The following is a 26,976-nucleotide window of genomic DNA, read 5'->3' on the forward strand; positions in this document are numbered from 1 at the left end:
TTTAACAAGCGTATGAAGTCGTCAGTCTGATACGGTAAAATGTAAAGTTGTGTCTTTCTACTGACTTAGCACGTATGCATGCTTGAAAATAGCCGTAAGACCCATACGATATGGGTAATCGCATAGTGCGTTTTGTTAAATTGAGGTTAAAAGAAAATTATGATGCGAATCGCGCTCTTCCTGCTGACGAACCTGGCTGTGATGGTCGTTTTCGGGCTGGTATTGAGCCTGACAGGGATTCAGTCAAGCAGCGTTCAAGGCTTGTTGATTATGGCTCTGCTGTTTGGTTTTGGTGGTTCCTTTATTTCGCTGCTGATGTCCAAATGGATGGCGTTAAAGTCCGTTGGTGGGGAAGTAATTGAACAGCCCCGTAATGAAAGAGAACGCTGGCTGATGAATACTGTAGCAACTCAGGCTCGTCAGGCTGGGATCGCTATGCCGCAGGTGGCTATTTACCATGCGCCAGATATTAACGCGTTTGCGACCGGTGCTCGCCGGGATGCGTCGCTGGTGGCTGTCAGCACCGGCTTGTTGCAAAACATGAGTCCCGATGAAGCCGAAGCCGTTATCGCACATGAAATTAGCCACATTGCCAATGGCGATATGGTTACCATGACGCTGATCCAGGGCGTGGTGAACACCTTTGTTATCTTTATCTCACGTATTCTGGCGCAACTCGCCGCCGGCTTTATGGGCGGAAACCGTGAAGAAGGTGAGGGTAGCAACGGCAACCCGCTAATCTATTTCGCGGTAGCGACGGTGCTGGAGCTGGTGTTTGGTATTCTGGCGAGCATTATTACCATGTGGTTCTCACGTCATCGTGAATTCCATGCGGATGCAGGCTCTGCCAAACTGGTGGGTCGTGAGAAAATGATTGCTGCGCTGCAGCGGCTGAAAACCAGCTATGAGCCGCAGGAAGCAACCAGCATGATGGCCTTCTGCATCAACGGTAAATCTAAGTCGCTGAGTGAGCTGTTTATGACTCACCCGCCGCTGGATAAGCGTATTGAAGCGCTGCGCAGTGGGGAATACCTGAAATAACCCGCAGCAGGTTAAATAATGAAGAAGCGCGTCGTTAGACGCGCTTTTTTTACGCCTGAATCCGAGGTTGGGTGATCCGCAGTCCGCTGACAATAGCGGCAAGCGTCGCCAGAATGCCAGCCGCCAGCAGAGACATGTGGGTACCGCTGTCGCCAAACTGATTCAACATCAACGCCACTAACGCGGCACCGGTGCTTTGACCCAGTAAACGCGCCGTTCCCAGCATCCCGCTTGCGCCACCGCTGCGTTCACGCGGCGCGGAAGTGATGATGGTATGGTTGTTTGGTGACTGGAACAGACCAAAGCCAGCACCGCACAGGATCATCGGCCAGATAATATTGAAGTCCGACGGGGCGGAGGGCAGCAACACCAGAGAAAATAACCCGCACGCCATCACTACCATGCCTAATGCCCCTAAAAGCCCGGCGTGGACGCGTTCAATCAGGTAACCCGCCAGCGGTGCCATAACCATGGTGGCCAGCGGCCATGGGGTCAACAACAGACCTGTTTCAACTTCACTACGACCCAACACGGTTTGTAAAAAGAAGGGGAGAGAGACCATGGCCAACATTTGCGCGCAGAATGAACAGATCGAGGTGCCGATGGAGAGCGAAAAAAGCGGTATGCGCAGCAGATCAACCGGTAACAGCGGTACAGGTAGTGACAGCTGTCGACGGACAAAGAAATAGCCCACCACGAGAAGTCCCGCCAGTTCAGCCCCGATTAGCGTGAGTGACTGTCCCTGGGCAAACCCACTGAGTGCAGTTATCAGCAAACCGAACGTTAACGCATTCATCACCGCGCTGGGTAAATCAAAACGGGGTTTATTGCTGCGTGCAGCGTTTGCGGGCAAAAAGCGCATAGCCAGCAGTAGAGCAATAATCCCAAGCGGTACGTTAATCAAAAACAACCATTTCCATGAGGCAATGGAGAGGATCGCCGCGGCAATAGTCGGACCTGCAGCAGACGAGACCGCCACGATGAATGAATTAATACCCATTCCGCGCCCCAGTTGGCGTTGAGGGTAAATAAGCCGGATCAGCGCCGTATTCACGCTCATTAATGCGGCTCCGCCAAACCCTTGTGCCACACGCGCCAGCGTAAGCATCTGCAGGGAATCTGATAATGCGCAGAAGAGAGATGCGAGCAGAAAAACGACCAGTCCGCATTTATAAATACGTCGGTAGCCAAACATGTCGCCCAAAAAAGAAAATGAGAGTAGTGAAACCACTATCGCAATTTGATAGGCATTAACGACCCAGATTGAACTGGCGGGGGAGGCCTGAAGATCGGCGGCAATTGTCGGCAGGGCAACATTGGCAATTGCGCCATCCAGTACGGCCATCGAAATACCCATAATAATGGTTAATATTGCGCCATATCGTTGGGGCAGCGGCAGGCCATCGGCCTGAAATTTATCCATAGGAAGTCAATATTGTCGGAAATTATGATGAGAATAATAATTTTAGCATTGATATTCAGGTGTTATGTCGCAGATTTGTAACTAAGTGGGCAAAGATGGATTGCGAGCATCGGTACGTGAAATTATAATAAAAACCGGTTCTGATTTTTATAAAACACTCGTAATGAGGTGATAAATGGCTATCGCAGATCTGGATAAACAACCCGATTCTGTTTCTTCCGTGCTGAAGGTTTTTGGCATTCTGCAGGCGCTGGGTGAAGAGCGCGAAATTGGTATAACCGAATTGTCGCAACGCGTCATGATGTCTAAAAGCACCGTTTATCGCTTTTTACAGACCATGAAAACGCTGGGTTATGTGGCACAGGAAGGTGAGTCTGAGAAATACTCTCTGACCCTGAAACTGTTTGAACTGGGCGCTCGCGCGTTGCAAAACGTCGATCTGATCCGTAGCGCTGATATTCAGATGCGTGAACTGTCGCGTTTAACTAAAGAGACGGTCCACCTCGGTGCGCTGGACGAAGACAGCATTGTCTACATCCATAAAATCGACTCGATGTACAATTTACGCATGTATTCTCGCGTAGGACGTCGTAACCCGTTATACAGCACGGCGATCGGTAAAGTACTGCTGGCATGGCGTGACCGTGACGAAGTAAAACAGATTCTTGAAGGCGTGGAATACAAACGCAGCACCGACCGTACGATCACCAGCACTGATGAGTTGCTGCTGCTGCTGGATAAAGTGCGTGAGCAAGGCTACGGTGAAGACAACGAAGAGCAGGAAGAAGGACTGCGCTGCATCGGCGTTCCGGTCTTTGATCGTTTCGGTGTGGTCATCGCAGGTTTGAGTATTTCATTCCCGACTCTGCGTTTTTCTGAAGAGCGTTTACACGAATATGTCGAAATGCTGCACACGGCTGCGCGAAAAATTTCAGAACAAATGGGTTATAACGATTATCCATTCTGATTTGATTTATACGCAATAGGTCAAAAGCCCCAGGTATTTTGTACCGGGGCTTTTTAAATGAGCAAAATTAATACAAGCCGACACCAATAACAGGTAATTTTCTTGCTTCAATATTAACCGTTATCGACAATGACGGTGCTTTTCCTTAACAGGGGACAGTCCGACAAGCCGATGATACCGCTGCTGGTATGTACGTACTGTGCGGTGCTGGTGCCCCGTGCCGTCAGGTACTTGCATTGCAGACCCAGTCCTGCTGCGTTCTCCTTACTCCCTATCAGCACGCCATAGCCACTCAGTAATAAACCAATCCAAACCAGAGCCAGCAATACAATTGCGCGAATAATCAGACGCATTACAACCTCTTATCTTTTCTCGTTATTATAAGATTAGCTTGTACACTGAATGAAACAAGTGAATCATTCCTAAAAATATTTATGCCGCTAAGGTTAACGTTGGGTTTAGGTAACGCATGATAATTTAGTCGCATAAGATGTGGATTCGGAGAGTGGAGTTGGAGTGAAAAAAATTCGGTGGGTGGTGCTGATCATTGTCGTACTGGTATGCATACTGATGTGGGCGCAGGTGTTCAACATCATGTGCGATCAGGACGTACAATTTTTCAACGGAATTTGTGCCATCAATAAATTTATTCCCTGGTAAGCGCATTTTAGCAACAGTTGATTACCTTCTTGTGCGGCAGTGGTAAACTACGCTGTCTACATTGAGGTGGTAAAATGAACGAAGTTTTGAACTCTGGCGCGCTAAGTTTTGCGTCTTTAGTGGTATCGGTGGTGGTTCTGGTTATCGGGCTTGTGCTGTGGTTCTTCATCAATCGGGCAAGCTCACGAACTAATGAGCAGATCGAGTTACTTGAAGCGTTGTTAGATCAACAAAAACGACAGAACGCATTGCTTCGTCGTCTTTGTGAAGCTAACGAACCTGAAAAAGCCGCAGAACCTGCAGTGAAAAACCAGGATGAAGATGAAAGTATCATTCGCCTGGTAGCAGAACGTTAGTCAACTGAAAGACAGGGTGGGCGTCTGATGACGCTGTTCTCAGATATTCCATCCTGTCGTTAACCCTGTCATATCATTTTCTTCTGCGACCTCCACGCGGTTCGCGCGGTGAACTGTCGATAACGTTCTTCCATCAATTCATGTTGGCCGATTAATTCTGTGCCTGTACGTGGTGTTAAATATAATTACCCATACGTTAATAATATGATTATGCCATTTTTGTGATAGTGATCGTTTTTATTATCAGCGAAACGTTTCTCTTACTTTTTTTGTGCTTTGTCATCATTCTTTCATTATTTTTCTGCAAAACCAGAAGACGGATCTCATTTTTACCGTTGTGACAAATTATGCATTACTAAGCATAAAAAATGATATTCAGCACACGGTGCATCAGTGAGTCTGGAACAACCTCACAAGGTGAGCTATGGTAGACATGTCGCGGCTGCTGCGTATGCCAGCCGGGGCAGGGCGGGAGCGGTGAGAATATATCCAGACTCGGTCTGGCGCATAACTGTGCAGTTGTCGTGAGATGAACTTCGGGATTTGTGCGACCGATCGAGACACGTTTAAAAATGGCTTGCCATTATTATCGTTGTATGTGATAACACGTTTTGGGTTAAACGAGGTACAGTTCTGTTTATGTGTGGCATTTTCAGTAAAGAAGTCCTGAGTAAACACGTTGACGTTGAATACCGCTTCTCTGCCGAACCTTATATTAGTGCCTCAAGCAGTAATGTCTCAGTTTTATCTATGTTATGCCTGCGGGCGAAGAAAATACTCTAAGGAATTTTGCAAATGGCAAAGATTAAAGGTCAAGTTAAGTGGTTCAACGAGTCTAAAGGTTTTGGTTTCATTACTCCTGCTGATGGCAGCAAAGATGTGTTCGTACACTTCTCTGCAATCCAGGGTAACGGCTTCAAAACTCTGGCTGAAGGCCAGAACGTTGAGTTCGAAATTCAGGACGGCCAGAAAGGTCCGGCTGCTGTTAACGTAACAGCTATCTGATCGAAACCACTGATTTGAAGCGCTCAGGCGCAGCAATTTCAGATATAAAGCCTCGCATTTGCGGGGCTTTTTAATTCAGATTACGTCAAAGTATTTCAAAATGCCGTCCCATTAGCGCTTTGTTGCAAAGGCGTGATATTCGTAGCATTCTTTTCCCCGCTTTCTGTCGCTAATTCTCGTTAAATCAGTCACCTGAAAAACTATCTTGCTGGAGAACAGGTGAAAAAGAAAAACGACGGCGATGCACGCAATTTTACTCCCGTACGTTTTGCCCTGCTTTGCGCGGCAATTTTATTGAGTCTGGGGCTGCTCCTTGGCAGGGTTGCGTGGTTGCAAATCGTCACGCCGACCAGTCTGGTGAAGCAGGAGGACATGCGCTCATTACGTGAAGTAACGACGGCATCACCGCGTGGAATGATTACCGACAGAGAAGGGCGACCGTTGGCGGTGAGCGTACCGGTTAATGCTGTCTGGGCCGATCCTAAGACGATTATTAGCAAAGGTGGTGTCGGGTATAACGAGCGCTGGCAAGCGTTGGCAAAAACGTTGAATTTGTCGCTTAGTGCACTGGCGGAACGCGTTAATAGTAACCCCGCCGGACGGTTTATCTACCTGGCGCGCCAGATTTCACCCCAACAGGCGCAGTGGGTTGATAATCTGAATCTTCCGGGGATTAATCTTCGCGAAGAGTCCCGTCGTTTCTATCCCGCCGGTCACGTTGCCGCGAATTTGATTGGCTTCACCAATATTGATGGCCAGGGTATTGAAGGGGTAGAGAAAAGTTTCAATAGCCAGTTGATGGGCAAACCCGGCTCGCGGTTGGTGCGTAAAGACAAATTTGGTCATGTGATTGAGAACATCACGGAAGTGATGCCGGTACCCGCACATGAGTTGCAGCTCAGCATCGATGAACGCTTGCAGACGGTCACCGAGGATGCGCTGGACAATGCCGTGACGTGGAATAAAGCCGAGTCAGGGGCGGCGGTACTGATCAACATCGCCACTGGGGAAATATTGTCGATGGCGAGTTTCCCGGATTTCAACCCCAATAACCGCGACGGTGCGGTGCTGGACGATTTTCGTAACCGCGCGATCAGCGATACCTTTGAGCCAGGATCTACCGTTAAGCCGTTGGTGCTTATGACTGCCCTGCAACAGGGAATTGTACAGCCCGACAGTGTGATTGATACCCACCCCTTTAATCTTGACGGGCACCGTATTCGCGATGTTGGCTATTATCCTGAGTTGTCGCTGACGGGTATTTTGCAAAAATCGAGCGATACCGGCGTGTCACATTTATCATTAGCTATGCCCATTCAGCGATTGTTGGACACCTACAAGAGCTTTGGTTTTGGCGAACCGACAGGTCTAGGGTTGACTGGCGAAAGCAGCGGCTTAATGCCTCAGAGACGTTACTGGAGCAGTTTGGATCGCGCAACCTTTGCCTTCGGCTACGGATTAATGGTCACGCCGCTACAGTTGGCGCACGTTTACGCCACCATTGGCAGTTTTGGCATCTATCGACCGCTGTCCATCACCCGTATCGATCCGCCGGTAATAGGCCGACGCGTCATGTCTGAGGCGTTAGTTCATCAGGTTGAGCATATGATGGAAAGCGTCGCGCTGCCCGGCGGTGGGGGAACAAAGGCTGCGGTACGAGATTATCGCGTGGCGGTAAAAACCGGGACGGCAAAGAAAATTGGCGATGACGGCAAATATGTCGATAAATACGTGGCATACACGGCGGGCGTGGCTCCGGCAAGCGATCCGAAGTTTGCGCTGGTGGTGGTTATCAACAACCCGCAAAATGGGGCGTATTACGGTGGTGCCGTATCGGCCCCCGTCTTTAGTCAGATAATGGGGGATGTGCTGCGTCTGGAAAACGTTAAACCGGATGGCATGCCCGCTGACTCGGAACACTTGCTGGTAATGCACGGTAATAACGACGTCTCTCCGGCGCTGTAAGTTATTTTCCCTGGGCGCAATTCGCGTTACACTTGCGCCCTGAAGCCATCTGCCGGAGTTGTCATGTTGTTTTCCTGTCCCCTTTGCCATCAGCCTCTTACTCAAGATAACAACAGTTTTGCCTGCCCTGGGCGGCATCAGTTTGATGTGGCGAAAGAAGGGTATGTCAACTTACTGCCTGTTCAACACAAACGCTCACGCGATCCAGGTGACAGTGCGGAAATGATGCAGGCACGTCGGGAATTTCTCGATGCCGGCCACTATCAGCCGCTGCGTGAGGCGATTGTGAATGTTCTCCAGGAAACGTTAACGCCAGGTGACGCGGCGATTCTCGATATCGGCTGTGGGGAAGGGTATTACACGCACGTGTTTGCCGATGCGCTGGCAGGAAGTGTGACCTTTGGTCTGGATGTCTCGAAGGTGGCGATCAAGGCCGCAGCAAGGCGTTATCCGCAGGTGACATTTTGTGTTGCGTCAAGTCATCGGCTGCCTTTTGCTGATGCTTCAATGGATGCCATTGTCAGGATCTACGCCCCCTGTAAAGCTCAGGAGCTGGCGCGCGTGGTGAAGCCGGGTGGGTGGGTGATCACGGCCACGCCGGGCCCGCGCCATTTAATGGAGCTGAAAGGGCTGATTTACGATGAGGTGCGTTTGCATGCGCCACACACGGAACAGCTGGAAGGCTTTGCTCTGCAGCAGAGTATCGCGTTGGGCTATCAGATGCAGCTTAGCGGTAGCGAGGCTGTGGCATTGCTGCAAATGACGCCTTTTGCCTGGCGGGCAAAACCGGAAGTCTGGGAAACGCTGGCGGGGAAAACGACATTTGACTGCCAGACAGACTTTAATATTCATATCTGGCAGCGTGTGAATTAACCGTGGAAATGTGCCCAGAGGATCTGGGCACCGATACCAATTAGCACCACCCCGCCGAGAATTTCAGCACGTTTACCCAGCATGGGGCCGATAAAACGGCCGATCATCATCCCCAGCGTGGACATAATTAGCGTGGCGCAGCCGATAGCCAGCGCGGTGGCAATAATGTTCACCTGCAGGAAAGCCAGACCGACGCCGACGGCCATCGCATCGAGGCTGGTGGCAATGGCGGTGGTCACCAACAGCCAGAAACCGTGGCGACGCTGCGGCTCTTCATCTTCATCACCGTTATCACGGAAACCTTCGATTATCATTCGTCCACCGAGAAAAATCAGCAGGATGAAGGCAATCCAGTGGTTCCACTCGAGTACGAATTTACTCGCCAGCATGCCCATACCCCAACCAATCAGCGGGGTCAGCGTTTCGACAGCGCCGAAAATTAAGCCAGTGCGCAGAGCTTCAGAGAATTTAGGTTTGTGTAGCGTAGCACCTTTACCAATTGATGCGGCGAATGCATCCATCGACATGCCGAAAGCGAGAAGAACAGTAGCGGTGAGATTCATAACAGCGTCCTGACCGGGGTATCCATTAAACACATCACTGCCCCCAGTAACCATGCACGCCCAAACACGCAGTTCAGGAGACATGCATTGCAGTTGATGTGTCTATGGTCTCGCCTGACTGTATGTTTACAGTCCGTACGCGCCACGCCTTGCGACGAGTATGTTGACACGTACATTTCCGGAGTCTGGAAATCGGCTACTCCCCAATGACGGGCGCAACCTTAACATATTTTGAGAATATAAAACAAGAAACGGGGGGATATTATTTGACTTCTAATTGAAAACGATTTTCATTTAGATTTAATTGTCGGTAATGCGTTAAATCAAATAACAAAAAGAGAACGTGAATATAGCCTGTGCTATGTTTGTTTTACGTCAATATACAAATAACATAGTACAGGCTATGTTTCTATATCATTGATTTGATATGAGAAGTTTATATATTCTCTCGAGGTCGTCTATATTTCGTACGCGGATCAACAATCGCCGATGTTCTAATTGCATCACCAGTACGCCATCTTCCGATAAATTCATCTCTTTAATCCGGCTATATTCCACCCAAACATTGGCGAAGAAAAACCCTTTCTGTTTAAAGATGATTTTTGGCGTGCGGATCCAGAACAAATATATTCCCATCAATATCAGCGCACACAATAACCAGGTAGTGAATTGCGCCCCATGGCTGGTGACGTTGTTGTAGATGAGAATCGCGATCAATCCAATGAAGATAACGCTATCGACACGACTACGGGGCAGCAGGGGAACAGCAAGCAGAGTAGGGCCATTACGGCGGGGCATGATGAACTGATCGTAGATGGCAAACGCCAGCAGCGACAGGATAAAAAGAACCAGCACCAGGTCCGTGATAGTCATGAATCCTTAACCCTCTAAATAGAAAAACCGGGAGCAGAGCCCCCGGTATGGTATAGCAGTCTTACAGGCCGAGCAGGCCGACAGCGTAACCCGCGATACCGATGACGAAGAAGCCAACGATAATCCACAGAGCGTTCACTTTCTTACGCAGCAGCCACATACAGGCGAAGGTCAGCAGCAGCGGTACCAAGCCCGGCATCAGCTGGTCAAGGATGGTCTGCACGGTGGTTACGCGAGTCTGACCATCCTGACCGGTGATGGTGGAAACCACCAGCGGGATGTTCACGTGCGTCCACTTATTCACCAGGGCCCCCATGACAAACAGGCCGAGGATTGACGCCCCCTCAGTCAGTTTCTGTAGGAAGCCGCCGCCCATATCTTTAACGATATCGACACCTTTACGATAACCGTAGGCCACACCGTAGTAGCGTGTTGCCAGACGTACCGCGTTGAACAAGATGAAGAACAACAGTGGGCCTAGCAGGCTGCCACTCATCGCGATACCCGCACCGAGGGCGGCAAATACCGGACGCACGGTACCCCAGAAGATCGGGTCACCTACGCCTGCCAGCGGACCCATCAGACCGACTTTGATACCGTTGATGGCACCATCGTCAATCTCTGCGCCGTTAGCACGCTGTTCTTCCATTGCCAGCGTTACGCCAAGAACCGGTGCCGCAACATAAGGATGGGTGTTAAAGAATTCCAGGTGACGCTTAATAGCCTGCTTACGCGCGTCGTTGTTCTCCGGGTACAAACGGCGAATTGCCGGTATCATGGAGAAGCAAAAACCCAGCGCCTGCATACGTTCGAAGTTCCATGAACCCTGGAACAGGTTAGAACGAAGGAACACGCCACGAATGTCACTCGGAGTGAGTTTTTTCTCGGTGGTAGTTTTAGTCATATCAACCATTTCGCTCACCTGCTAGTCCAGTTCGTTATCAAGGTCATTGTTGCCAGCAGCTTGCGCTGGCGCACCCGCTACGCGGTTATATTTCGGGCTCAGCTGAATGTAGAGGATGGCCATAACTGCGCCAATCACACCCAGTGCAACCAGGTTAAAGTTGGTAAATGCCGCGGTGACGAAACCGAGGTAGAAGAACGGCATCAGGTAGCCTGCGCGCATCATATTGATGACCATCGCATAACCCACGACGACGATCATACCACCCGCGATGTTCAGGCCGCCGGTGACCACTTCAGGGATGGCGTTGAGCAGGCCCTGGACTTCACTGGTGCCGACAGAAATCGCCACGATAACCGCAGGGATCGCGATACGCATTGCCTGCAGGAACAGCGATGACACATGCAGCCAGGAGAGCGCCGTCAAGTTGCCGCTCTCAGCCGCCTTATCCGCAGCGTGCTGGAAGGCGACGGTGATGGTACGAACGATGATAGTCAGAACCTGGCCAGCTGCTGCCAGCGGGATAGCCAGCGCGATACCGGCACCGATGCTTTGGTGACCTGCGATAACCAGAACGGTAGAAATAATTGAGGCCAGTGCGGCATCTGGTGCAACGGCGGCACCGATGTTCATCCAACCCAGCGCGATCATTTCCAGGGTACCACCGATGATAATACCGGTTTTCATGTCCCCGAGAACGGCGCCAATCAGCGTACAGGCCACCAACGGACGGTGGAACTGAAATTCATCGAGTACCGACTCCATACCCGCGATACATGCGACGATGAACACCAGCACAATCTGAAGAGTGGTAATCTCCATTGTACTTCTCCTATTGCTATACAGACTTAAGTGTGAAAACTAAGTAAATGCCAGCGGGTTATTTCGCTTTGGCAATCAAATCCATCATTTTCAGTTTCTGATCGGTAGAAACCTTACGGGCTTCGAGTTCAATGCCGCGTGCGTTGAGTTTCTTGAAGGCTTCGATGTCTTTTTCATCAACGGAAATCGCGTTGTTAACCTGCGTTTTACCCTGACGGAAAGCCATGCCACCAATGTTTACCGAGGTGATTTTTACGCCACCTTCCACGACACGTTCAACATCGGTCGGGTTGGTGAACAGCAGCATCACACGATCGCCTGCATATTTCGGGTTGTTGTAGACGCGGATCATTTTCGCGACATCCACCACGTGCGCCGTTACGCCTGGAGGCGCAACCTGCGTCAACAGCGTTTTACGCACCGTATCTGCGGCAACTTCATCGCTGACGACGATAATGCGCGTGACGTTGGTTTCTTTGGTCCAGCGGGTGGCTACCTGACCGTGGATTAAGCGGTCATCGATGCGTGCGAGGCCGATGTGCATATAATCGTTCGGACCCATCGGTTTAGCCGGTGCCGCTGCTTTTGCTGCAGCAACTGGGGCCGGAGCGGCTTTTTCTACCGGTTTTGCTTTCAGCGCTTTCACGCCTTCGCTACCGGTTTCTACTGCCAGTGCGACTAATTCATCAAAGCTTGGGTTGTCATCACGCGCCATAAAGGTTTCGACCAGCATGGGAATGTTCACGCCAGCGATCACTTCGTAATGCTCTTTGTCGACGACAATGCGGCTCGCAGCGTTGAACGGGCTGCCTCCCCATGTATCAACGAGAAATAGCACGCCTTTACTGGTATCGAGTTTTGCCAACTGAGCGTTGTACTTTTCGATCAGCGTTTCAGCATTTTCGCCTGGAACGAAATCGATCCAGCCGACGTTTTCCTGCTCGCCTAACAGCATTTCTGCTGTTTTAAGTAACTGCTCTGCAGCCCAACCATGTGTGCCTATTACAATAGCAATGGTCACTTGCTACCTCCTTTATTATCGTTAACACATCGACAACGAGATGTATTTTGAATCGTCGTCCGCAAGCGAATCGATTCAGATAAGGGTTACAATGAAAACCTATGATTTTCGTGAATTATTTTAGATATCGAAAAAAATAATTTATGTGATGAAGATCCGTAATTTAACTTCCGATTAAAAGAAATTTCGAAGAGTAAAATATCTCCGACACAACTTATTGCAAAGGAAGGTAAATCTTTGCTAAAAACCGGTTGTGTCTGTTATGTTTAGCATATATTTAATTAATCAGGAGTATAGGGCAGTAGCCCACCGTATGGATCGTCACCGACGTCATTTCACCTCGAGGCCGCTTAGCGCCTGTCAGTTTGGCACTTTTTGCCACACACTTTATCTGCATATTGCTTCAACGCCTGAGATGTCCAGGGCGCAGTTTAGCCATTCTTTGAGCAGGAGCTTGTCATGGAATTCTTAATGGACCCGCAGATTTGGGTGGGTTTGCTCACGCTTGTTGTTCTCGAAATTGTTCTGGGTATTGATAACCTGGTCTTTATTGCGATTCTGGCCGATAAGCTGCCGCCTAAACAGCGGGATAAAGCGCGTCTGATCGGGTTGTCGCTGGCGCTGATTATGCGTCTGGCACTGCTGTCCGTGATCTCGTGGATGGTGACGCTGACGAAACCGCTATTCACGGTGATGGACTATTCGTTCTCGGGGCGTGACCTGATTATGCTGCTGGGAGGTATCTTCCTGTTGTTCAAGGCTACCACCGAACTGCATGAGCGGCTGGAAAACCGTGAGCATGATACCGGCCAGTCAAAAGGCTATGCGAGCTTTTGGGTTGTCGTGACGCAGATTGTGATCCTCGATGCGGTCTTCTCCCTGGATGCGGTGATTACAGCCGTCGGTATGGTGAACCACCTGCCGGTAATGATGGCGGCGGTGGTGATTGCGATGGCGGTAATGCTGCTGGCGTCCAAGCCGTTGACGCGATTCGTGAACCAACATCCGACGGTCGTGGTGCTGTGTCTGAGCTTCTTGTTGATGATCGGTTTGAGCCTGGTAGCCGAAGGGTTTGGCTTCCACATTCCGAAAGGTTATCTGTACGCTGCGATCGGCTTCTCGATTATTATCGAACTGTTTAACCAGATTGCTCGTCGTAACTTTATTCGCCACCAGTCGACGCTGCCGCTGCGTGCACGTACCGCCGAGGCCATTGTGCGCCTGATGGGCGGTAAACGTCAGGCCGGTGTGCAGATGGAGTCTGACAACCCGGTGCCGGTACCCGTTCCGGAAGGGGCATTTGTTGAAGAAGAACGCTATATGATCAACGGCGTGCTGTCGCTGGCCTCACGTTCTTTGCGCGGCATTATGACGCCGCGTGGCGAAATCAGCTGGGTGGATGCAGATCTGAGCGTGGCAGAAATTCGTGAACAGCTGCTCTCTTCCCCACACAGCCTGTTCCCGGTGTGTCGTGGTGAACTGGACGAAATTATCGGTATCGTGCGGGCAAAAGAACTGTTAGTGGCCCTCGAAGACGGCGTAGATGTGGCAGCAATTGCCTCAGCGTCACCGGCCATCGTGGTCCCAGAAACGCTGGATCCGATTAATCTGTTGGGCGTATTGCGTCGTGCCCGGGGCAGCTTCGTTATCGTTACCAACGAATTTGGCGTTGTTCAGGGTCTGGTGACCCCGCTGGATGTTCTGGAAGCCATTGCCGGTGAGTTCCCGGATGCTGATGAAACACCGGAAATCATCGCCGATGCGGGTGGCTGGCTGGTTAAAGGCGGCACCGATCTGCACGCTCTGCAGCAGGCGCTTGACGTTGATACGCTGGTGGACGAAGACGAAGACATTGCGACGGTGGCGGGGCTGGTTATCGCGGCTAACGGTCACATTCCGCGTGTTGGCGATGTGATTGAGGTTGCACCGCTAAGCATCACCATTGTCGAAGCGAACGACTATCGTGTGGATCTCGTTCGTATTGTTAAAGAGCAATCCGCTCACCACGAAGACGAATAATTTGACCTACCGAAACGGCATAGCAGGCATGATATGCCCGTTATGCCGGGCGGGTGGTGGTGTACTACTGCCCGCCAGCCATTGAGGAAAATCGCGCAGCGGCATCGGCTTGGCATAGAGAAATCCCTGCAATACATTCACGCCATGTCGCCGTAAATGCTGGGCCTGCGCCTGCGTTTCAACCCCTTCAGCTACCAGTTCAATATTCAGTTTTTTCCCCAGTGCGATGATGATGTCAGTAACGGTCGAATTGACGGCATCAGTCCCGATCGCAGAGGTAAAGGATTTATCAATCTTCAGTACATCCGGGCGCAACTTTTCCAGCCACGAGAGCGAGCTGTTGCCGGTACCGAAATCGTCAATGGCCAGTTTTACCCCCAGTCGATGAAGTTCATGCACCAGTCGATAATCGACATCCAGCAGCGCATCGCGCTCGGTCAGTTCAATCACCAGTTGCTGGATGGGATGCTGACTGAACCAGTACTGATTAAGGTCTTTTAACAACATACCGTCACGAAAATGGCTGGCGGCGACGTTGATACCAATATGAAACTGGCTGCTCATTGGGAAAACGTGCCGTTGCTGAATGGTTTCTGCGATGACGTGACGAGTCAGGGGGACAATCAGATTGTGCTCTTCCGCGATAGGGATGAACACTTCAGGTGAAATCCAGCCCTGACGTGGGTTATTCCAGCGTAAGAGAATTTCAACGCCCGTACACTGCTGGGTGCTGGCGTTCAGTAGTGGCTGGCAAAATAGCTCAAACTCCCGCTCGGCGAGGGCCAGATTAATCTCCCAGGAAAAACTCATTCTGTTAGCGGTCGCCAGCCAGGCCAGATACCCCACTAATAAGCTGAGCATGACCGCTAACGGTAACTGGGTGGGCAGGTGTCTTAACGCCAGTTCGCTGGCTCCTGGTCCGCTGACGCTGATGGCAAAGGGGAAATGTTGTGATGAAAGTTGGTAGCGTTGTTCGCCGTCACTCTCCGGTAGCTTGTCGACGACGCCTTGTCCGTACAGCAGATGCCGCTTACCGATGGTTAAACTGGCATGTGTAATTTGCGGAGGCTGTGGTTCAAGCAGCATGCCCGACAATAATTCAATATTGACGATCTCCAACACCCCATCTTCGCCATTGGCAGACGACGGATACCATTGCGTCAGAATAGGACTGCCCTTAATGAGCGAATGATCGGTGGATAACAGTAGCTGCGGTTCGCGGCTGGGCAATTCAGGTTGCAGCTGCTTGATGGGCACATTGCGATAGCCAAATATACTCGAACAATAGAGGATGCCACCCTGAACCAGGTTAATAGAGCGCACGGTTTGCAGTCTGGCGGCGTGCTTGCTCAGGGCTAAACGCGCCACCGAGCAGGGCAGGCCAATTAACGGCAACAGCACATAGCGTCCGGTCCGCAACGGCAGCAGGATATCATCCAGCTCTTCTACAGCATGGTTAGCGAACGTGACGGTGGAGTGATGATTTAAATTACGCTCCGAAATAAATCGGACAGATAATGTAAGAATGAGCGTCAGTAGTGCACAAACTGTGCAGACGATTAAGCGATTACGGCGATAATTTTTGATGATCCGTTGTGCTGTTTGCATGCGGGCCGCCCGATAAGCCGTTGGTCACAGAAGCCAACAGCAACAGAGCAAGTGTAGTGGGGAAAATTACCGTAGACGAGGGAGGGGAAGCAAATTCGCCCATCCGTCGCAGATGGGCGAAAATTAAGTATTAGTCACACTGAACTTTGATCGCCAGGCCGCCGCGGGAGGTTTCGCGGTATTTGGCGTTCATGTCCTTGCCGGTTTCGTACATGGTCTCGATGACTTTATCCAGTGAGACGCGCGGGGCGCTGGTACGACGCATTGCCATACGTGCCGCGTTGATCGCCTTCACGGAAGCAATGGCGTTACGCTCAATGCACGGCACCTGGACCTGTCCGGCAACCGGATCGCAGGTTAAGCCGAGGTTGTGTTCCATACCGATTTCGGCAGCCACACATACCTGCTCCGGGCTCGCACCCAGTAACTCTGCCAGACCTGCTGCGGCCATAGAACATGCCACACCGACTTCGCCCTGGCAGCCCACTTCTGCGCCAGAGATAGAGGCATTCATTTTGTACAGCGCGCCAATTGCACCGGCCGCCAGGAAATAGCGGGTATAGATATCCGGGCTGACGGGCTCAATGAAGTGATCGTAATAAGCCAGAACCGCAGGCACGATGCCGCAAGCACCGTTGGTCGGCGCTGTCACAACGCGACCACCCGCGGCGTTCTCTTCGTTTACGGCCAGCGCAAACATGTTCACCCAGTCGATCACGTTCATCGGATCGTTGGAGAGTTTGTCGCTGGAGACCAGCATACGACGCAGGGCAGAGGCACGACGAGGCACGCGCAGCGGCCCCGGCAGAATGCCTTCGGTGTTCATCCCACGATCGATACAGGCCTGCATGGTTTGCCAGACGTTACCAAAATACTCTTCAATTTCTTTTTTGCTGTGCAGCGCAAGTTCGTTCTGCATCACCATGCCAGAGAGCGACAGACCGGTGCTGTTGCAGTACTCCAGCATTTCAGCGGCAGATTTGAACGGATAAGGTACGCTGACCTCATTCGCCGCGTCCTGACCAAAGTGTTCTTCATCAACGATGAAACCACCGCCAATGGAATAATATGTTTTGCTGTAAACAACGGTGTCACCGTTGTAGGCATGAATTTGCATACCGTTTTCATGCAGCGACAGGTTGCTGTTGCGAAAACGCATGCCGTCGTTTTGCGGGAAGTCGACTTCGTGTTGGCCCTGCGCAAGCAGCAGGCGTCCACGCGTTTCTACATCGCGAATAAATCCGGGAATGCTGTCGATGTCCACGGTCGCAGGCTCATAGCCTGCCAGACCCATAATAATGGCGATATCGGTGTGGTGACCTTTACCCGTGAGCGACAGTGAACCATACACGTCGACGGCAACACGAGTAACGCTGTCCAGTAATCCTTTTTCGACCAGGTCATCGACGAACTGTTTACCCGCCTTCATAGGTCCTACGGTATGGGAAGATGAGGGACCGATCCCCACCTTAAACATGTCGAATAGACTAATCACGATAATACTCCTACAGGGCGACTGGGCTTTCCAGTAACGATGTTATAACTGCGCATAGTGTAAGAGGGAACGCGGCGATCGGCTTAACTATTCACATGAATTAAACTAATAGATAACCGCGGTTTTACTAATGTTGTGACCGGCGTTTCAGGTTGTGTCTGCGGTGCGTAAAGATAAGTATAGTCAGGGCTTCACGCCAATTTGCAGCGCCAGCTCACGAATTATCCCGGCGGTCATTCCCCAGACGAAATAATGCTCATACCAGGAAAGCCAGACGCGATGCGAGTCACCCCGACGGTAGATATCTAAGGGGTGATAACGACCCAGATGCAACGCCTGCGCCAGCGGCATTTCGAATACTGCAGAGACTTCATCTTCGCTTGCACGATAGGGCAGATTAGGTGGGATAATACCCACCACTGGCGTGACCTGAAAACCGGTGACGCTATCCACCGGCGGCAGGACGCCAATCACCTCAACGCACGAAGGGGGAATGGCCACTTCCTCCTCGGCTTCTCGTAGCGCGGCGGCAACCAGCGACGCGTCGCTGCTGTCTACAGCTCCGCCCGGGAAGGCAACCTGTCCGGCGTGTTTACGCAAATGCACCGAGCGTTGGGTTAACAGCAATCCCGGCTGTGGGCGGCGAACGACCGGGATCAGCACGGCGGCCTGGCGCTGGTTTAACGCTTCATGATTGACCTGCGGGCGCAGGAGAAGAAAGCGCGATAAAAAGTCATCAAGCGTCAGGCTGCTGTTTTCCACGGTTCAGTTCTCCAGTTGGTGCAAAATACGGTTCACTTTATCAAACGTTTCCTGATATTCCGCGTCTTCCTGACTGTCCGCAACAACTCCACCGCCAGCCGAACAGTAAAGCTGTCCGTCGGTGGCCGTCAGGGTGCGGATGGTAATACTGGTATCCATATTGCCGCAAAAGCTCAGATAGCCGACGCTGCCGCACCAGGCGTTACGTCTGTGCGGTTCCAGTTCGTCAATAATTTCCATCGCCCGCACCTTTGGCGCGCCGGTAATGGAACCACCAGGGAAGGCGGCGCGCAGCAGATCCGTGGCGTGCAGCGATTCCGGCAAACGCGCCGTAATGGTGCTGACCAGATGGTGCACGGCAGGGAAGGGCTCGACAACAAACAGTTCGGGAACCTTGACTGAACCCGGCACGGCAACGCGACCAATGTCGTTACGCATCAGATCCACGATCATCAGGTTTTCAGCACGATCTTTAGGTGAGTTTGCCAGTCTTTGCGCCTGCTGACGATCGGCATCTGGTGAGTCCAGTCGCGGCAGGGTGCCCTTGATGGGGCGCGTCTGGATCTGCCGATTTTCCAACTGAATAAACCGCTCTGGCGACAGGCTGAGGATTGCGCCTTCCTCAAGGCGGATAAATGCACTGAACGGGGCGCGGTTGGCCTGGTTGAGTCGCTCAAAGGCGAGCCACTCATCCCCCTGATACTGCGCCTGAAAACGCTGGGCAAGGTTGACCTGATAGCAGTCCCCGCTGTGAAGATAGCGCTGTACCTGGCGAAACTTTTTGCCGTACTGCGCGCGGCTCATATTGGATTGCCACGCTGACGTTAGCATAAAAGGCTCACGTGTTGGCGCGCGCTGGCTTTCCAGCCAGTGGCGGCGGGCCTGCACATCACCGTGGCTGAGCAGCGACACGGTTTGCCGCTGGTGGTCGACAATCAGTGCCCAATCGTAAATGCCAACCGCCATATCCGGCAGGGTGATATCACGTTCAGCGACATTTGGCAGCGCTTCGAAGCGTCGGCCCAAATCGTAGCCAAACAGGCCCAGCGCCCCTCCCTGGAAGGGAAGAACGGGATTATAATCGGGCCGTATTGCCAGTGAAGTTAGCGCCGAGCGTAACACCGTCATCGGGTCATCAGGCGTGTGCGTGATTCCGTCTTTGTCATGCACTGCGGTGTCTGCATCTCGCGTGACCAGCGTCATCACAGGATCGGCGACCAGAATATCAAAGCGATTATGCGGGTGGTCGGCGTGCCCCGAATGTAACAGCATCGCCCACGGCAGATGGCTTAAGGTCGAGAAATAGCGTTCAGCGGCGTCCTGACGCCAGGGTAATGTAATTACTGCGGGAGATAACGTTTTCATCAGTCCTGACTCGTTACTACTTTACTGGCTTACTGCCCGGTAGCATGGGATAATTAGCGCAGACAATTTAGCAGGAGTTAACAATGTTTGCAGGTTTACCTTCACTCAGTCATGAACAGCAGCAAAAAGCAGTCGAGCGTATTCACGAACTGATGTCACAGGGGATGAGCAGCGGCGAAGCGATCACTCAGGTCGCGGCTGAAATTCGCGCCACTCATACCGGCGAACGGATCGTGGCGCGTTTTGAAGACGAGGACGAAGACGAGTAACGCCCGTTACACCGCGGCGATAATCTTGATCTCGACTTTGTATTTCGGGTTCATCAACCCGGCCTGCACGGTACAACGCACGGGCGCGTGACCGGCAACGACCCACGCGTCCCAGGCTTTGTTCATGGCGGCGAAGTCGCTTTTGTCCGTCAGGAAAATGGTCGCGTCAAGAATACGTGACTTGTTGCTGCCCTGTTTTTCCAGCACCGCATCAATTTGTGCCAGCGTGTTGGCCGTTTGTTCAAACGCGTCAGCATCCAGGTTTTCCGGTACGCCGGTGTAATACAACGTGTTGTTGTGAATCACCACGTCTGACCAACGATCCTCGGCATCAATGCGCACGATAGTCATAAATTATTCCTCATTTACGTTTTTATTTAATCGGTTTCTGCTGGCGACAAGACTGCCATAATGTTGTGCCCTCGTCACCTCTTCAACTGGCGAAAGACCCGCTGGCCTGACATAATCCCTGTTCAAATGAACAGGGGGTAGTGTGACGGACGATTTTGCAGCAGACGGTCAATTGGCTAAAGCGATACCGGGTTTTAAACCGCGTGAACCACAGCGACAGATGGCCGTCGCCGTCTCGCATGCCATTGAAAAATCACAGCCGCTTGTCGTCGAAGCCGGGACCGGGACCGGGAAAACTTACGCCTACCTTGCGCCTGCACTGCGCGCCGGTAAGAAAGTGATCATTTCTACCGGATCGAAAGCGCTGCAGGATCAACTCTACAGCCGCGATCTCCCTACCGTGGCAAAAGCGCTGAAATTTACCGGCAAACTGGCGTTGCTGAAAGGGCGCTCTAACTACCTGTGTCTGGAACGCCTTGAACAACAGGCGCTGGCGGGCGGTGACCTGCCGGTGCAAACCTTAAGCGATGTGATCCTGCTGCGCTCGTGGTCGAATCAAACCGTTGATGGCGATATCAGCACCTGCGTCAGCGTGGCGGAAGACTCGCACGCATGGCCGCTGGTGACCAGTACCAACGACAACTGTCTGGGCAGCGACTGCCCACTGTATAAAGACTGTTTTGTCGTTAAAGCGCGTAAAAAAGCCATGGATGCCGATGTGGTGGTAGTTAACCATCACCTGTTTCTCGCTGATATGGTGGTGAAAGAGAGCGGGTTCGGGGAGCTGATCCCGGAGGCAGACGTGATGATCTTCGATGAAGCCCATCAGCTACCGGATATCGCCAGCCAGTATTTTGGTCAGTCGCTTTCCAGCCGCCAACTGCTCGATCTGGCCAAAGACATTACCATTGCCTATCGCACCGAGCTAAAAGATACCCAGCAACTACAAAAGTGCGCTGACCGTCTGGCGCAAAGCGCGCAGGATTTCCGCCTGCAACTGGGCGAGCCGGGCTATCGCGGTAACCTGCGTGAATTGCTGGCCGATCAGCGCGTCCAGCGGGCATTTTTGCTGCTCGATGACACGCTGGAACTGTGCTACGACGTAGCGAAGCTGTCGCTCGGACGTTCAGCGCTGCTGGATGCCGCATTCGAGCGCGCCACGCTGTATCGCGCCCGCTTGAAACGCCTGAAGGAGATCAACCAACCGGGATTCAGCTACTGGTATGAATGCACTTCACGGCATTTTACGCTGGCGCTGACGCCACTCACCGTAGCGGATAAATTCAAAGAGGTGATGGACCAAAAGCCGGGCTGCTGGATTTTTACTTCCGCTACGCTGTCGGTCAACGACGATCTTCGCCACTTTACCGCGCGACTGGGCATTGAACAGGCTGAATCAATGTTGTTGCCGAGCCCCTTTGACTACACGCGACAGGCGCTGCTGTGCGTGCCGCGCAATCTTCCGCAAACTAACCAGCCGGGGGCGGCGCGTCAGCTGGCCGCCATGCTGCGCCCCATTATTGAAGCTAACAATGGGCGCTGCTTTATGCTGTGTACCTCGCACGCAATGATGCGCGACCTGGCGGAACAGTTTCGTGCCACCATGACGCTCCCGGTCCTGCTGCAGGGGGAGACCAGCAAAGGGCAGCTATTGCAGCAGTTTGTCAGCGCGGGCAATGCCCTGCTGGTGGCGACCAGCAGCTTCTGGGAAGGTGTGGACGTACGAGGTGATACGCTGTCGCTGGTTATTATCGACAAGCTGCCGTTTACCTCGCCGGACGATCCGCTGTTAAAAGCGCGTATGGAAGACTGTCGGCTGCGCGGCGGCGACCCGTTTGACGAAGTCCAGCTCCCGGATGCCGTGATCACGCTTAAGCAGGGGGTGGGGCGCTTGATTCGTGACGCTGACGATCGCGGCGTCCTGGTGATTTGTGATAACCGGCTGGTCATGCGACCTTACGGTGCGACATTCCTGGCCAGCCTGCCACCGGCACCCCGCACGCGTGACATTGCCCGCGCGGTTCGCTTTCTTGCCATACCAACGACTGAGTAATTTGTTACAGACTGTGCTAAGATACGCGCCAAATTTATTGATCTGATCACGAAGACCCATGCGAATTCTGGCTATCGATACCGCCACAGAGGCGTGCTCTGTCGCCCTGTGGAATGACGGTAATATCACATCTCATTTCGAGCTTTGCCCTCGAGAGCATACCCAACGCATCCTGCCGCTGGTTCAGGATATCCTGACTGCTGGCAATGTCACATTAACGGATATCGACGCTCTGGCGTTTGGCCGAGGTCCCGGTAGTTTCACCGGCGTGCGTATTGGTATTGGTATTGCTCAGGGGTTGGCGTTAGGGGCGAACTTGCCAATGATCGGCGTGTCCACGCTGGCAACTATGGCGCAGGGGGCCTGGCGCAAAAATGGCGCAACGCGCGTGCTGGCTGCAATTGATGCGCGCATGGGTGAAGTCTACTGGGCCGAATACCAGCGTGATGAGAACGGTATCTGGCACGGCGAAGACACCGAAGCGGTATTAACTCCGGAACAGGTTCATGAGCGACTGCTGCAGCTTTCCGGTGATTGGGTAACGGTCGGCACGGGCTGGCCTGCATGGCCTGAACTCGGTAAAGACAGTGGCCTGATGCTGCGCGATGGCGACGTTTTGCTTCCGGCTGCTGAAGATATGTTGCCTCTCGCCACCCAACTGTTCGCCTCTGGAAAGACGGTAGCGGTTGAACATGCTGAACCGGTTTATTTACGTAACACCGTGGCGTGGAAGAAACTTCCCGGAAAAGAATGAATCTTAGTAGTACATCCCCCGATGCTTTCAAACGGGCTCAACGCGATGAATGCGCAGCAGTTTGAAACTCACCGGGGACAGGCGCTGAGATAAGGGAGTCGCAACATGGCGGTTCAAAAATGGGTATTAAAAGGCGTGTTGACGGGCGCATTGGCGTTCATGCTAAGCGGTTGCGTTACCATTCCTGATGCGATTAAAGGTTCAAGCCCAACGCCACAGCAGGATCTGGTACGGGTCATGAATGCGCCGCAACTGTATGTCGGACAGGAAGCACGCTTTGGCGGCAAAGTGGTGGACATTCAGAATCAGCAGGGGAAATCCCGACTGGAAATTGCCACCGTGCCTCTCGACAGCGGCGCGCGTCCGATTCTGGGTGAAGCTTCACGCGGGCGTATTTATGCCGATGTTAATGGCTTTCTCGATCCGGTGGATTTCCGCGGACAACTGGTCACCGTCGTAGGGCCTATTAGCGGCACGGTGGACGGTAAAATTGGCAGTACGCCGTATAAGTTCATGCTGATGCAGGTAACCGGTTATAAACGCTGGCATATTACTCAGCAGATCGTGATGCCTCCGCAGCCCATCGATCCCTGGTTCTACGGTGCGCGTGGCTGGCCATACGGCGGCTACGGCGGATGGGGATGGTACAATCCAGGTCCGGCACAGGTTCAGACGATAGTTACAGAATAACTCTTTGATTTATGTATAAAAGAAGCAGCGGCGCGTCCGCTGTTTCTGCATTTATGTGGCTATAAGAAAAATAAATAGTGACGTGCTTCGCAACCTTGTCGTTGTGTAATAAACAAACTGGTACGCTGAGTTAATATTATGTTAACAGTTTGTTTATTGTCTGGGGTTGTGATGACGACGAATACGCATTTTAGAGGTGATGTATTGAAAAAGGTTTGGCTTAACCGTTATCCCGCAGGTGTTCCCGCGGAGATCAATCCTGACCGTTATCAATCCCTGGTGGAACTGTTTGAACATTCAGTCAGGCGCTATGCCGATCAGCCCGCGTTTGTGAATATGGGGGAGGTGATGACCTTCCGCAAACTCGAAGAACGTAGCCGCGCATTTGCGGCATATTTGCAAGAAGGGCTGGGGCTGAAAAAGGGCGATCGTGTCGCACTGATGATGCCGAACCTGCTGCAGTATCCGGTGGCGCTGTTTGGCATTCTGCGTGCCGGCATGATTGTGGTAAACGTGAACCCATTGTACACACCGCGTGAACTGGAGCATCAGCTTAATGATAGCGGTGCGGCAGCGATTGTGATCGTGTCCAACTTTGCCCACACGCTGGAGAAAGTGGTCGATAAAACATCGGTTCAGCACGTGATCCTGACGCGAATGGGCGATCAGCTCTCAACCGCCAAAGGAACGCTGGTTAACTTTGTTGTGAAGTACATTAAGCGGCTGGTACCGAAATATCACCTGCCTGATGCCATCTCGTTTCGCAGTGCGTTACAAAACGGGTATCGCATGCAGTATGTGAAGCCTGAAGTGGTCTCTGAAGATCTGGCCTTCCTGCAATACACCGGGGGGACAACCGGTGTGGCAAAAGGTGCAATGCTCACCCACCGCAATATGCTGGCGAACCTCGAGCAGGTCCATGCTACTTACGGTCCGTTGCTGCATCCGGGTAAAGAGCTGGTGATCACCGCGCTACCGCTGTATCACATTTTTGCTTTAACGATGAACTGCCTGCTGTTTATTGAGCTTGGCGGTCAAAACGTACTGATCACTAACCCACGTGATATTCCGGGCCTGGTAAAAGAGCTGGCGAAATACCCGTTTACCGCCATGACCGGCGTCAATACGCTGTTCAACGCATTGTTGAATAACAAAGACTTCCAGCAACTGGATTTCTCGTCGCTGCATCTTTCTGCGGGGGGCGGTATGCCCGTCCAGCAGGCGGTTGCAGAACGTTGGGTGAAGCTGACCGGCCAATATCTGCTGGAAGGCTATGGCCTGACCGAGTGTTCGCCGCTGGTGAGCGTCAATCCGCATGATATCGACTATCACAGCGGCAGTATTGGCCTGCCAGTTCCCTCCACTGAGGTTAAGCTGGTGGATGATGACGATAACGAAGTCCCGCCGGGCGAGCCGGGTGAACTGTGCGTGAAAGGCCCGCAGGTGATGCTGGGTTACTGGCAGCGCCCGGATGCGACCGATGAAATTGTTAAAGATGGTTGGCTGCACACCGGGGATATTGCGGTGATGGACGACGAAGGCTTCCTGCGTATCGTCGATCGCAAAAAAGATATGATCCTGGTCTCCGGTTTTAACGTTTATCCGAACGAAATTGAAGACGTGGTGATGCAACATCCTGGCGTTCAGGAAGTAGCCGCGGTGGGCGTGCCCTCGGGCAGCAGCGGTGAAGCGGTGAAGATTTTTGTCGTGAAGAAAGACGCGTCACTCACCGATGAAGCGCTGATTACGTTCTGCCGCCGTCAGTTGACCGGCTACAAGGTCCCGAAGCTGGTGGAATTCCGTGATGAGTTACCAAAATCTAACGTCGGCAAAATTTTGCGACGAGAATTGCGTGACGAAGCCCGTAGCAAAGTGGACAATAAAGACTGAGCGTTAAGTCAGTCATCAGAAAGCGCCGGTTAATCCGGCGTTTTTTTGGCGCAAACCTGAGAGAGCACGATTTGAATTACCAAATGATTACCACGGACGACGCGTTGGCCACGCTGTGCGAAGCCGTTCGTGAGTTTCCGGCGATTGCCCTGGATACTGAATTTGTTCGCACGCGTACCTATTATCCGCAGCTGGGACTCATTCAGCTGTTTGACGGCAAACACGTTGCTCTGATTGATCCGCTGGGGATCACCGACTGGTCGCCGCTGCGCGACATTTTACGCGACACCACGATAACCAAATTCCTGCACGCGGGAAGTGAAGACCTGGAAGTGTTTCTCAACACCTTTGGCGAACTTCCGCAGCCGCTGATTGATACGCAAATTCTGGCCGCGTTTTGCGGTCGCCCGCTGTCGTGGGGATTTGCCGCGATGGTGGAAGAGTTTACGGGGGTGGCGCTGGACAAAAGCGAATCCCGTACGGACTGGCTGGCCCGACCGCTGACTGAGCGTCAGTGTGAGTATGCTGCCGCGGACGTCTGGTATTTATTACCGATGACCGCAAAACTGATGGCTGAAACCGATGCCTCTGGCTGGCTACCGGCCGCGCTGGATGAGTGTCGTTTAATGCAGCAGCGTCGCCAGGAAGTACTGGCGCCTGAGGACGCGTGGCGTGACATTACCAACGCCTGGCAGCTGCGTACCCGTCAGCTTGCCTGCCTGCAACTGCTGGCTGACTGGCGACTGCGTAAAGCGCGTGAACGCGATCTGGCGGTGAATTTCGTGGTACGCGAAGAGCACCTGTGGTCAGTGGCGCGCTATATGCCGGGTAGTCTGGGTGAGCTGGACAGCCTCGGTCTTTCCGGGAGCGAAATTCGCTTCCATGGCAAGGCACTGATTTCATTGGTAGAAAAAGCGCAGGCCCTGCCGGAAGCATCGTTGCCTGAACCACTGCTGAACCTGATGGATATGCCGGGCTACCGTAAAGCCTTCAAAGCCATTAAGGCGTTGGTGGCTGACGTGAGCGCGGAACACAATCTCAGCGTGGAGCTGCTGGCCTCCCGCCGTCAGATAAATCAGTTGCTTAACTGGCACTGGAAATTAAAGCCGAAGTCTTCCTTGCCGGAGCTTATTTCCGGCTGGCGTGGCGAGCTGATGGCCGAGCGACTTAACGCCCTGTTGCTGGAATATCCACAATAAGCGAGTGTCTGGTGGTTATTCTGGAACCCTATCTACTGTTTACTCGGT

27 protein-coding genes and 1 riboswitch are annotated in these 26,976 nt (G+C 52.4%); of the genes, 15 read left to right on the forward strand and 12 right to left on the reverse strand.

Annotated elements, in window-relative coordinates; all coding sequences use genetic code 11:
• The first annotated feature begins 159 nt into the window (after nt 1-159).
• On the forward strand, nt 160-1,041 hold the full coding sequence (gene htpX, locus IB214_RS10180) for a protease HtpX (protein ID WP_096756699.1): 882 nt from the start codon (nt 160-162) through the stop codon (nt 1,039-1,041).
• Between the two features lie 49 nt (nt 1,042-1,090).
• Here the strand turns inward: htpX and IB214_RS10185 are convergent, their stop codons facing one another.
• Nucleotides 1,091-2,464, reverse strand: a complete 1,374-nt coding sequence (locus IB214_RS10185; RefSeq protein WP_117342934.1) for an MFS transporter — start codon at nt 2,462-2,464, stop codon at nt 1,091-1,093.
• 175 nt (nt 2,465-2,639) lie between these two features.
• Here IB214_RS10185 and kdgR point away from each other — a divergent pair, with 175 nt between their 5' ends.
• Nucleotides 2,640-3,431 (forward strand): DNA-binding transcriptional regulator KdgR, encoded by a 792-nt coding sequence (gene kdgR, locus IB214_RS10190; RefSeq protein ID WP_096756701.1) that lies wholly within the window; start codon nt 2,640-2,642, stop codon nt 3,429-3,431.
• A 113-nt stretch (nt 3,432-3,544) separates the two neighbouring features.
• Here the strand turns inward: kdgR and IB214_RS10195 are convergent, their stop codons facing one another.
• On the reverse strand, nt 3,545-3,784 hold the full coding sequence (locus IB214_RS10195; protein WP_096756702.1) for a YobH family protein: 240 nt from the start codon (nt 3,782-3,784) through the stop codon (nt 3,545-3,547).
• 163 nt (nt 3,785-3,947) lie between these two features.
• Here IB214_RS10195 and mgrB point away from each other — a divergent pair, with 163 nt between their 5' ends.
• From mgrB to rlmA, 6 genes are all read left to right on the forward strand, one after another.
• Nucleotides 3,948-4,091, forward strand: a complete 144-nt coding sequence (gene mgrB, locus IB214_RS10200) for a PhoP/PhoQ regulator MgrB (RefSeq protein ID WP_115258239.1) — start codon at nt 3,948-3,950, stop codon at nt 4,089-4,091.
• A 74-nt stretch (nt 4,092-4,165) separates the two neighbouring features.
• Entirely contained in the window at nt 4,166-4,447 is a 282-nt protein-coding gene (locus IB214_RS10205) for a YebO family protein (RefSeq protein ID WP_117342933.1), read from the forward strand.
• 639 nt (nt 4,448-5,086) lie between these two features.
• Nucleotides 5,087-5,230 carry a DUF2627 domain-containing protein gene (locus tag IB214_RS10210; RefSeq protein WP_003034983.1) on the forward strand — a complete coding sequence of 48 codons (144 nt, stop codon included), beginning with the start codon at nt 5,087-5,089 and terminating at the stop codon, nt 5,228-5,230.
• A 12-nt stretch (nt 5,231-5,242) separates the two neighbouring features.
• A complete protein-coding gene (cspE, locus tag IB214_RS10215) occupies nt 5,243-5,452 on the forward strand; it encodes a transcription antiterminator/RNA stability regulator CspE (protein ID WP_001062678.1) in 210 nt (69 codons plus the stop codon).
• Nucleotides 5,453-5,671: 219 nt separating this feature from the next.
• On the forward strand, nt 5,672-7,417 hold the full coding sequence (gene ftsI / locus IB214_RS10220; RefSeq protein WP_096756705.1) for a peptidoglycan glycosyltransferase FtsI: 1,746 nt from the start codon (nt 5,672-5,674) through the stop codon (nt 7,415-7,417).
• Between the two features lie 63 nt (nt 7,418-7,480).
• Entirely contained in the window at nt 7,481-8,290 is an 810-nt protein-coding gene (rlmA, locus tag IB214_RS10225; protein ID WP_117342932.1) for a 23S rRNA (guanine(745)-N(1))-methyltransferase, read from the forward strand.
• Here the strand turns inward: rlmA and mntP are convergent.
• From mntP to manX, 5 genes are all read right to left on the reverse strand, one after another.
• Nucleotides 8,287-8,853 carry a manganese efflux pump MntP gene (gene mntP / locus IB214_RS10230; protein ID WP_020996621.1) on the reverse strand — a complete coding sequence of 189 codons (567 nt, stop codon included), beginning with the start codon at nt 8,851-8,853 and terminating at the stop codon, nt 8,287-8,289. The genes rlmA and mntP overlap by 4 nt on opposite strands.
• A gap of 116 nt (nt 8,854-8,969) precedes the next feature.
• Nucleotides 8,970-9,070, reverse strand: a riboswitch (yybP-ykoY riboswitch).
• A gap of 197 nt (nt 9,071-9,267) precedes the next feature.
• Nucleotides 9,268-9,726 (reverse strand): DUF986 family protein, encoded by a 459-nt coding sequence (locus tag IB214_RS10235; protein WP_115258242.1) that lies wholly within the window; start codon nt 9,724-9,726, stop codon nt 9,268-9,270.
• A gap of 61 nt (nt 9,727-9,787) precedes the next feature.
• Nucleotides 9,788-10,639: a PTS mannose transporter subunit IID gene (locus tag IB214_RS10240; RefSeq protein ID WP_096756708.1), complete on the reverse strand. Its 852-nt coding sequence runs from the start codon at nt 10,637-10,639 to the stop codon at nt 9,788-9,790.
• Nucleotides 10,640-10,651: 12 nt separating this feature from the next.
• Nucleotides 10,652-11,452: a PTS mannose/fructose/sorbose transporter subunit IIC gene (locus tag IB214_RS10245; RefSeq protein WP_096756709.1), complete on the reverse strand. Its 801-nt coding sequence runs from the start codon at nt 11,450-11,452 to the stop codon at nt 10,652-10,654.
• 58 nt (nt 11,453-11,510) lie between these two features.
• Complete coding sequence (gene manX / locus IB214_RS10250; RefSeq protein ID WP_096756710.1) at nt 11,511-12,473, reverse strand: PTS mannose transporter subunit IIAB; 963 nt, start codon at nt 12,471-12,473, stop codon at nt 11,511-11,513.
• Between the two features lie 459 nt (nt 12,474-12,932).
• On the opposite strand from manX, the gene yoaE reads away from it, so the two are divergent.
• Nucleotides 12,933-14,492 (forward strand): CNNM family cation transport protein YoaE, encoded by a 1,560-nt coding sequence (gene yoaE, locus IB214_RS10255; RefSeq protein WP_096756712.1) that lies wholly within the window; start codon nt 12,933-12,935, stop codon nt 14,490-14,492.
• A 6-nt stretch (nt 14,493-14,498) separates the two neighbouring features.
• Here the strand turns inward: yoaE and IB214_RS10260 are convergent, their stop codons facing one another.
• From IB214_RS10260 to pabB, 4 genes are all read right to left on the reverse strand, one after another.
• Nucleotides 14,499-16,100, reverse strand: a complete 1,602-nt coding sequence (locus IB214_RS10260) for an EAL domain-containing protein (RefSeq protein ID WP_188249374.1) — start codon at nt 16,098-16,100, stop codon at nt 14,499-14,501.
• A gap of 130 nt (nt 16,101-16,230) precedes the next feature.
• The gene (gene sdaA / locus IB214_RS10265; protein ID WP_115258245.1) at nt 16,231-17,595 is read right to left on the reverse strand and encodes an L-serine ammonia-lyase; all 1,365 of its coding nucleotides are present in this window, start codon (nt 17,593-17,595) and stop codon (nt 16,231-16,233) included.
• Between the two features lie 183 nt (nt 17,596-17,778).
• Nucleotides 17,779-18,357: a CoA pyrophosphatase gene (locus IB214_RS10270; protein ID WP_117342931.1), complete on the reverse strand. Its 579-nt coding sequence runs from the start codon at nt 18,355-18,357 to the stop codon at nt 17,779-17,781.
• A gap of 3 nt (nt 18,358-18,360) precedes the next feature.
• Nucleotides 18,361-19,725, reverse strand: coding sequence for an aminodeoxychorismate synthase component 1 (gene pabB, locus IB214_RS10275; protein ID WP_117342930.1), 1,365 nt, complete (start codon nt 19,723-19,725; stop codon nt 18,361-18,363).
• 80 nt (nt 19,726-19,805) lie between these two features.
• Between pabB and IB214_RS10280 the strand changes: the two genes are divergently transcribed.
• Nucleotides 19,806-19,991: a YoaH family protein gene (locus IB214_RS10280; protein ID WP_096756717.1), complete on the forward strand. Its 186-nt coding sequence runs from the start codon at nt 19,806-19,808 to the stop codon at nt 19,989-19,991.
• A gap of 6 nt (nt 19,992-19,997) precedes the next feature.
• On the opposite strand, the gene IB214_RS10285 is transcribed toward IB214_RS10280, so the two are convergent.
• Nucleotides 19,998-20,342, reverse strand: a complete 345-nt coding sequence (locus IB214_RS10285) for a RidA family protein (protein WP_096756718.1) — start codon at nt 20,340-20,342, stop codon at nt 19,998-20,000.
• A gap of 142 nt (nt 20,343-20,484) precedes the next feature.
• Between IB214_RS10285 and IB214_RS10290 the strand changes: the two genes are divergently transcribed.
• The 5 genes from IB214_RS10290 (at nt 20,485) to rnd (ending at nt 26,928) form a co-directional block, all read left to right on the forward strand.
• The gene (locus tag IB214_RS10290) at nt 20,485-22,395 is read left to right on the forward strand and encodes an ATP-dependent DNA helicase (RefSeq protein ID WP_096756719.1); all 1,911 of its coding nucleotides are present in this window, start codon (nt 20,485-20,487) and stop codon (nt 22,393-22,395) included.
• Between the two features lie 58 nt (nt 22,396-22,453).
• Nucleotides 22,454-23,149 carry a tRNA (adenosine(37)-N6)-threonylcarbamoyltransferase complex dimerization subunit type 1 TsaB gene (gene tsaB, locus IB214_RS10295; protein ID WP_115258249.1) on the forward strand — a complete coding sequence of 232 codons (696 nt, stop codon included), beginning with the start codon at nt 22,454-22,456 and terminating at the stop codon, nt 23,147-23,149.
• A gap of 105 nt (nt 23,150-23,254) precedes the next feature.
• Nucleotides 23,255-23,839, forward strand: coding sequence for a Slp family lipoprotein (locus tag IB214_RS10300; RefSeq protein WP_096756721.1), 585 nt, complete (start codon nt 23,255-23,257; stop codon nt 23,837-23,839).
• 204 nt (nt 23,840-24,043) lie between these two features.
• A complete protein-coding gene (gene fadD / locus IB214_RS10305; RefSeq protein WP_135953057.1) occupies nt 24,044-25,729 on the forward strand; it encodes a long-chain-fatty-acid--CoA ligase FadD in 1,686 nt (561 codons plus the stop codon).
• A gap of 83 nt (nt 25,730-25,812) precedes the next feature.
• Nucleotides 25,813-26,928, forward strand: coding sequence for a ribonuclease D (gene rnd / locus IB214_RS10310; RefSeq protein ID WP_135953056.1), 1,116 nt, complete (start codon nt 25,813-25,815; stop codon nt 26,926-26,928).
• Nucleotides 26,929-26,976: the final 48 nt, after the last annotated feature.

This window comes from Citrobacter sp. C1 (assembly GCF_014596895.2).
GTDB classification, from domain to species: domain Bacteria; phylum Pseudomonadota; class Gammaproteobacteria; order Enterobacterales; family Enterobacteriaceae; genus Citrobacter; species Citrobacter gillenii.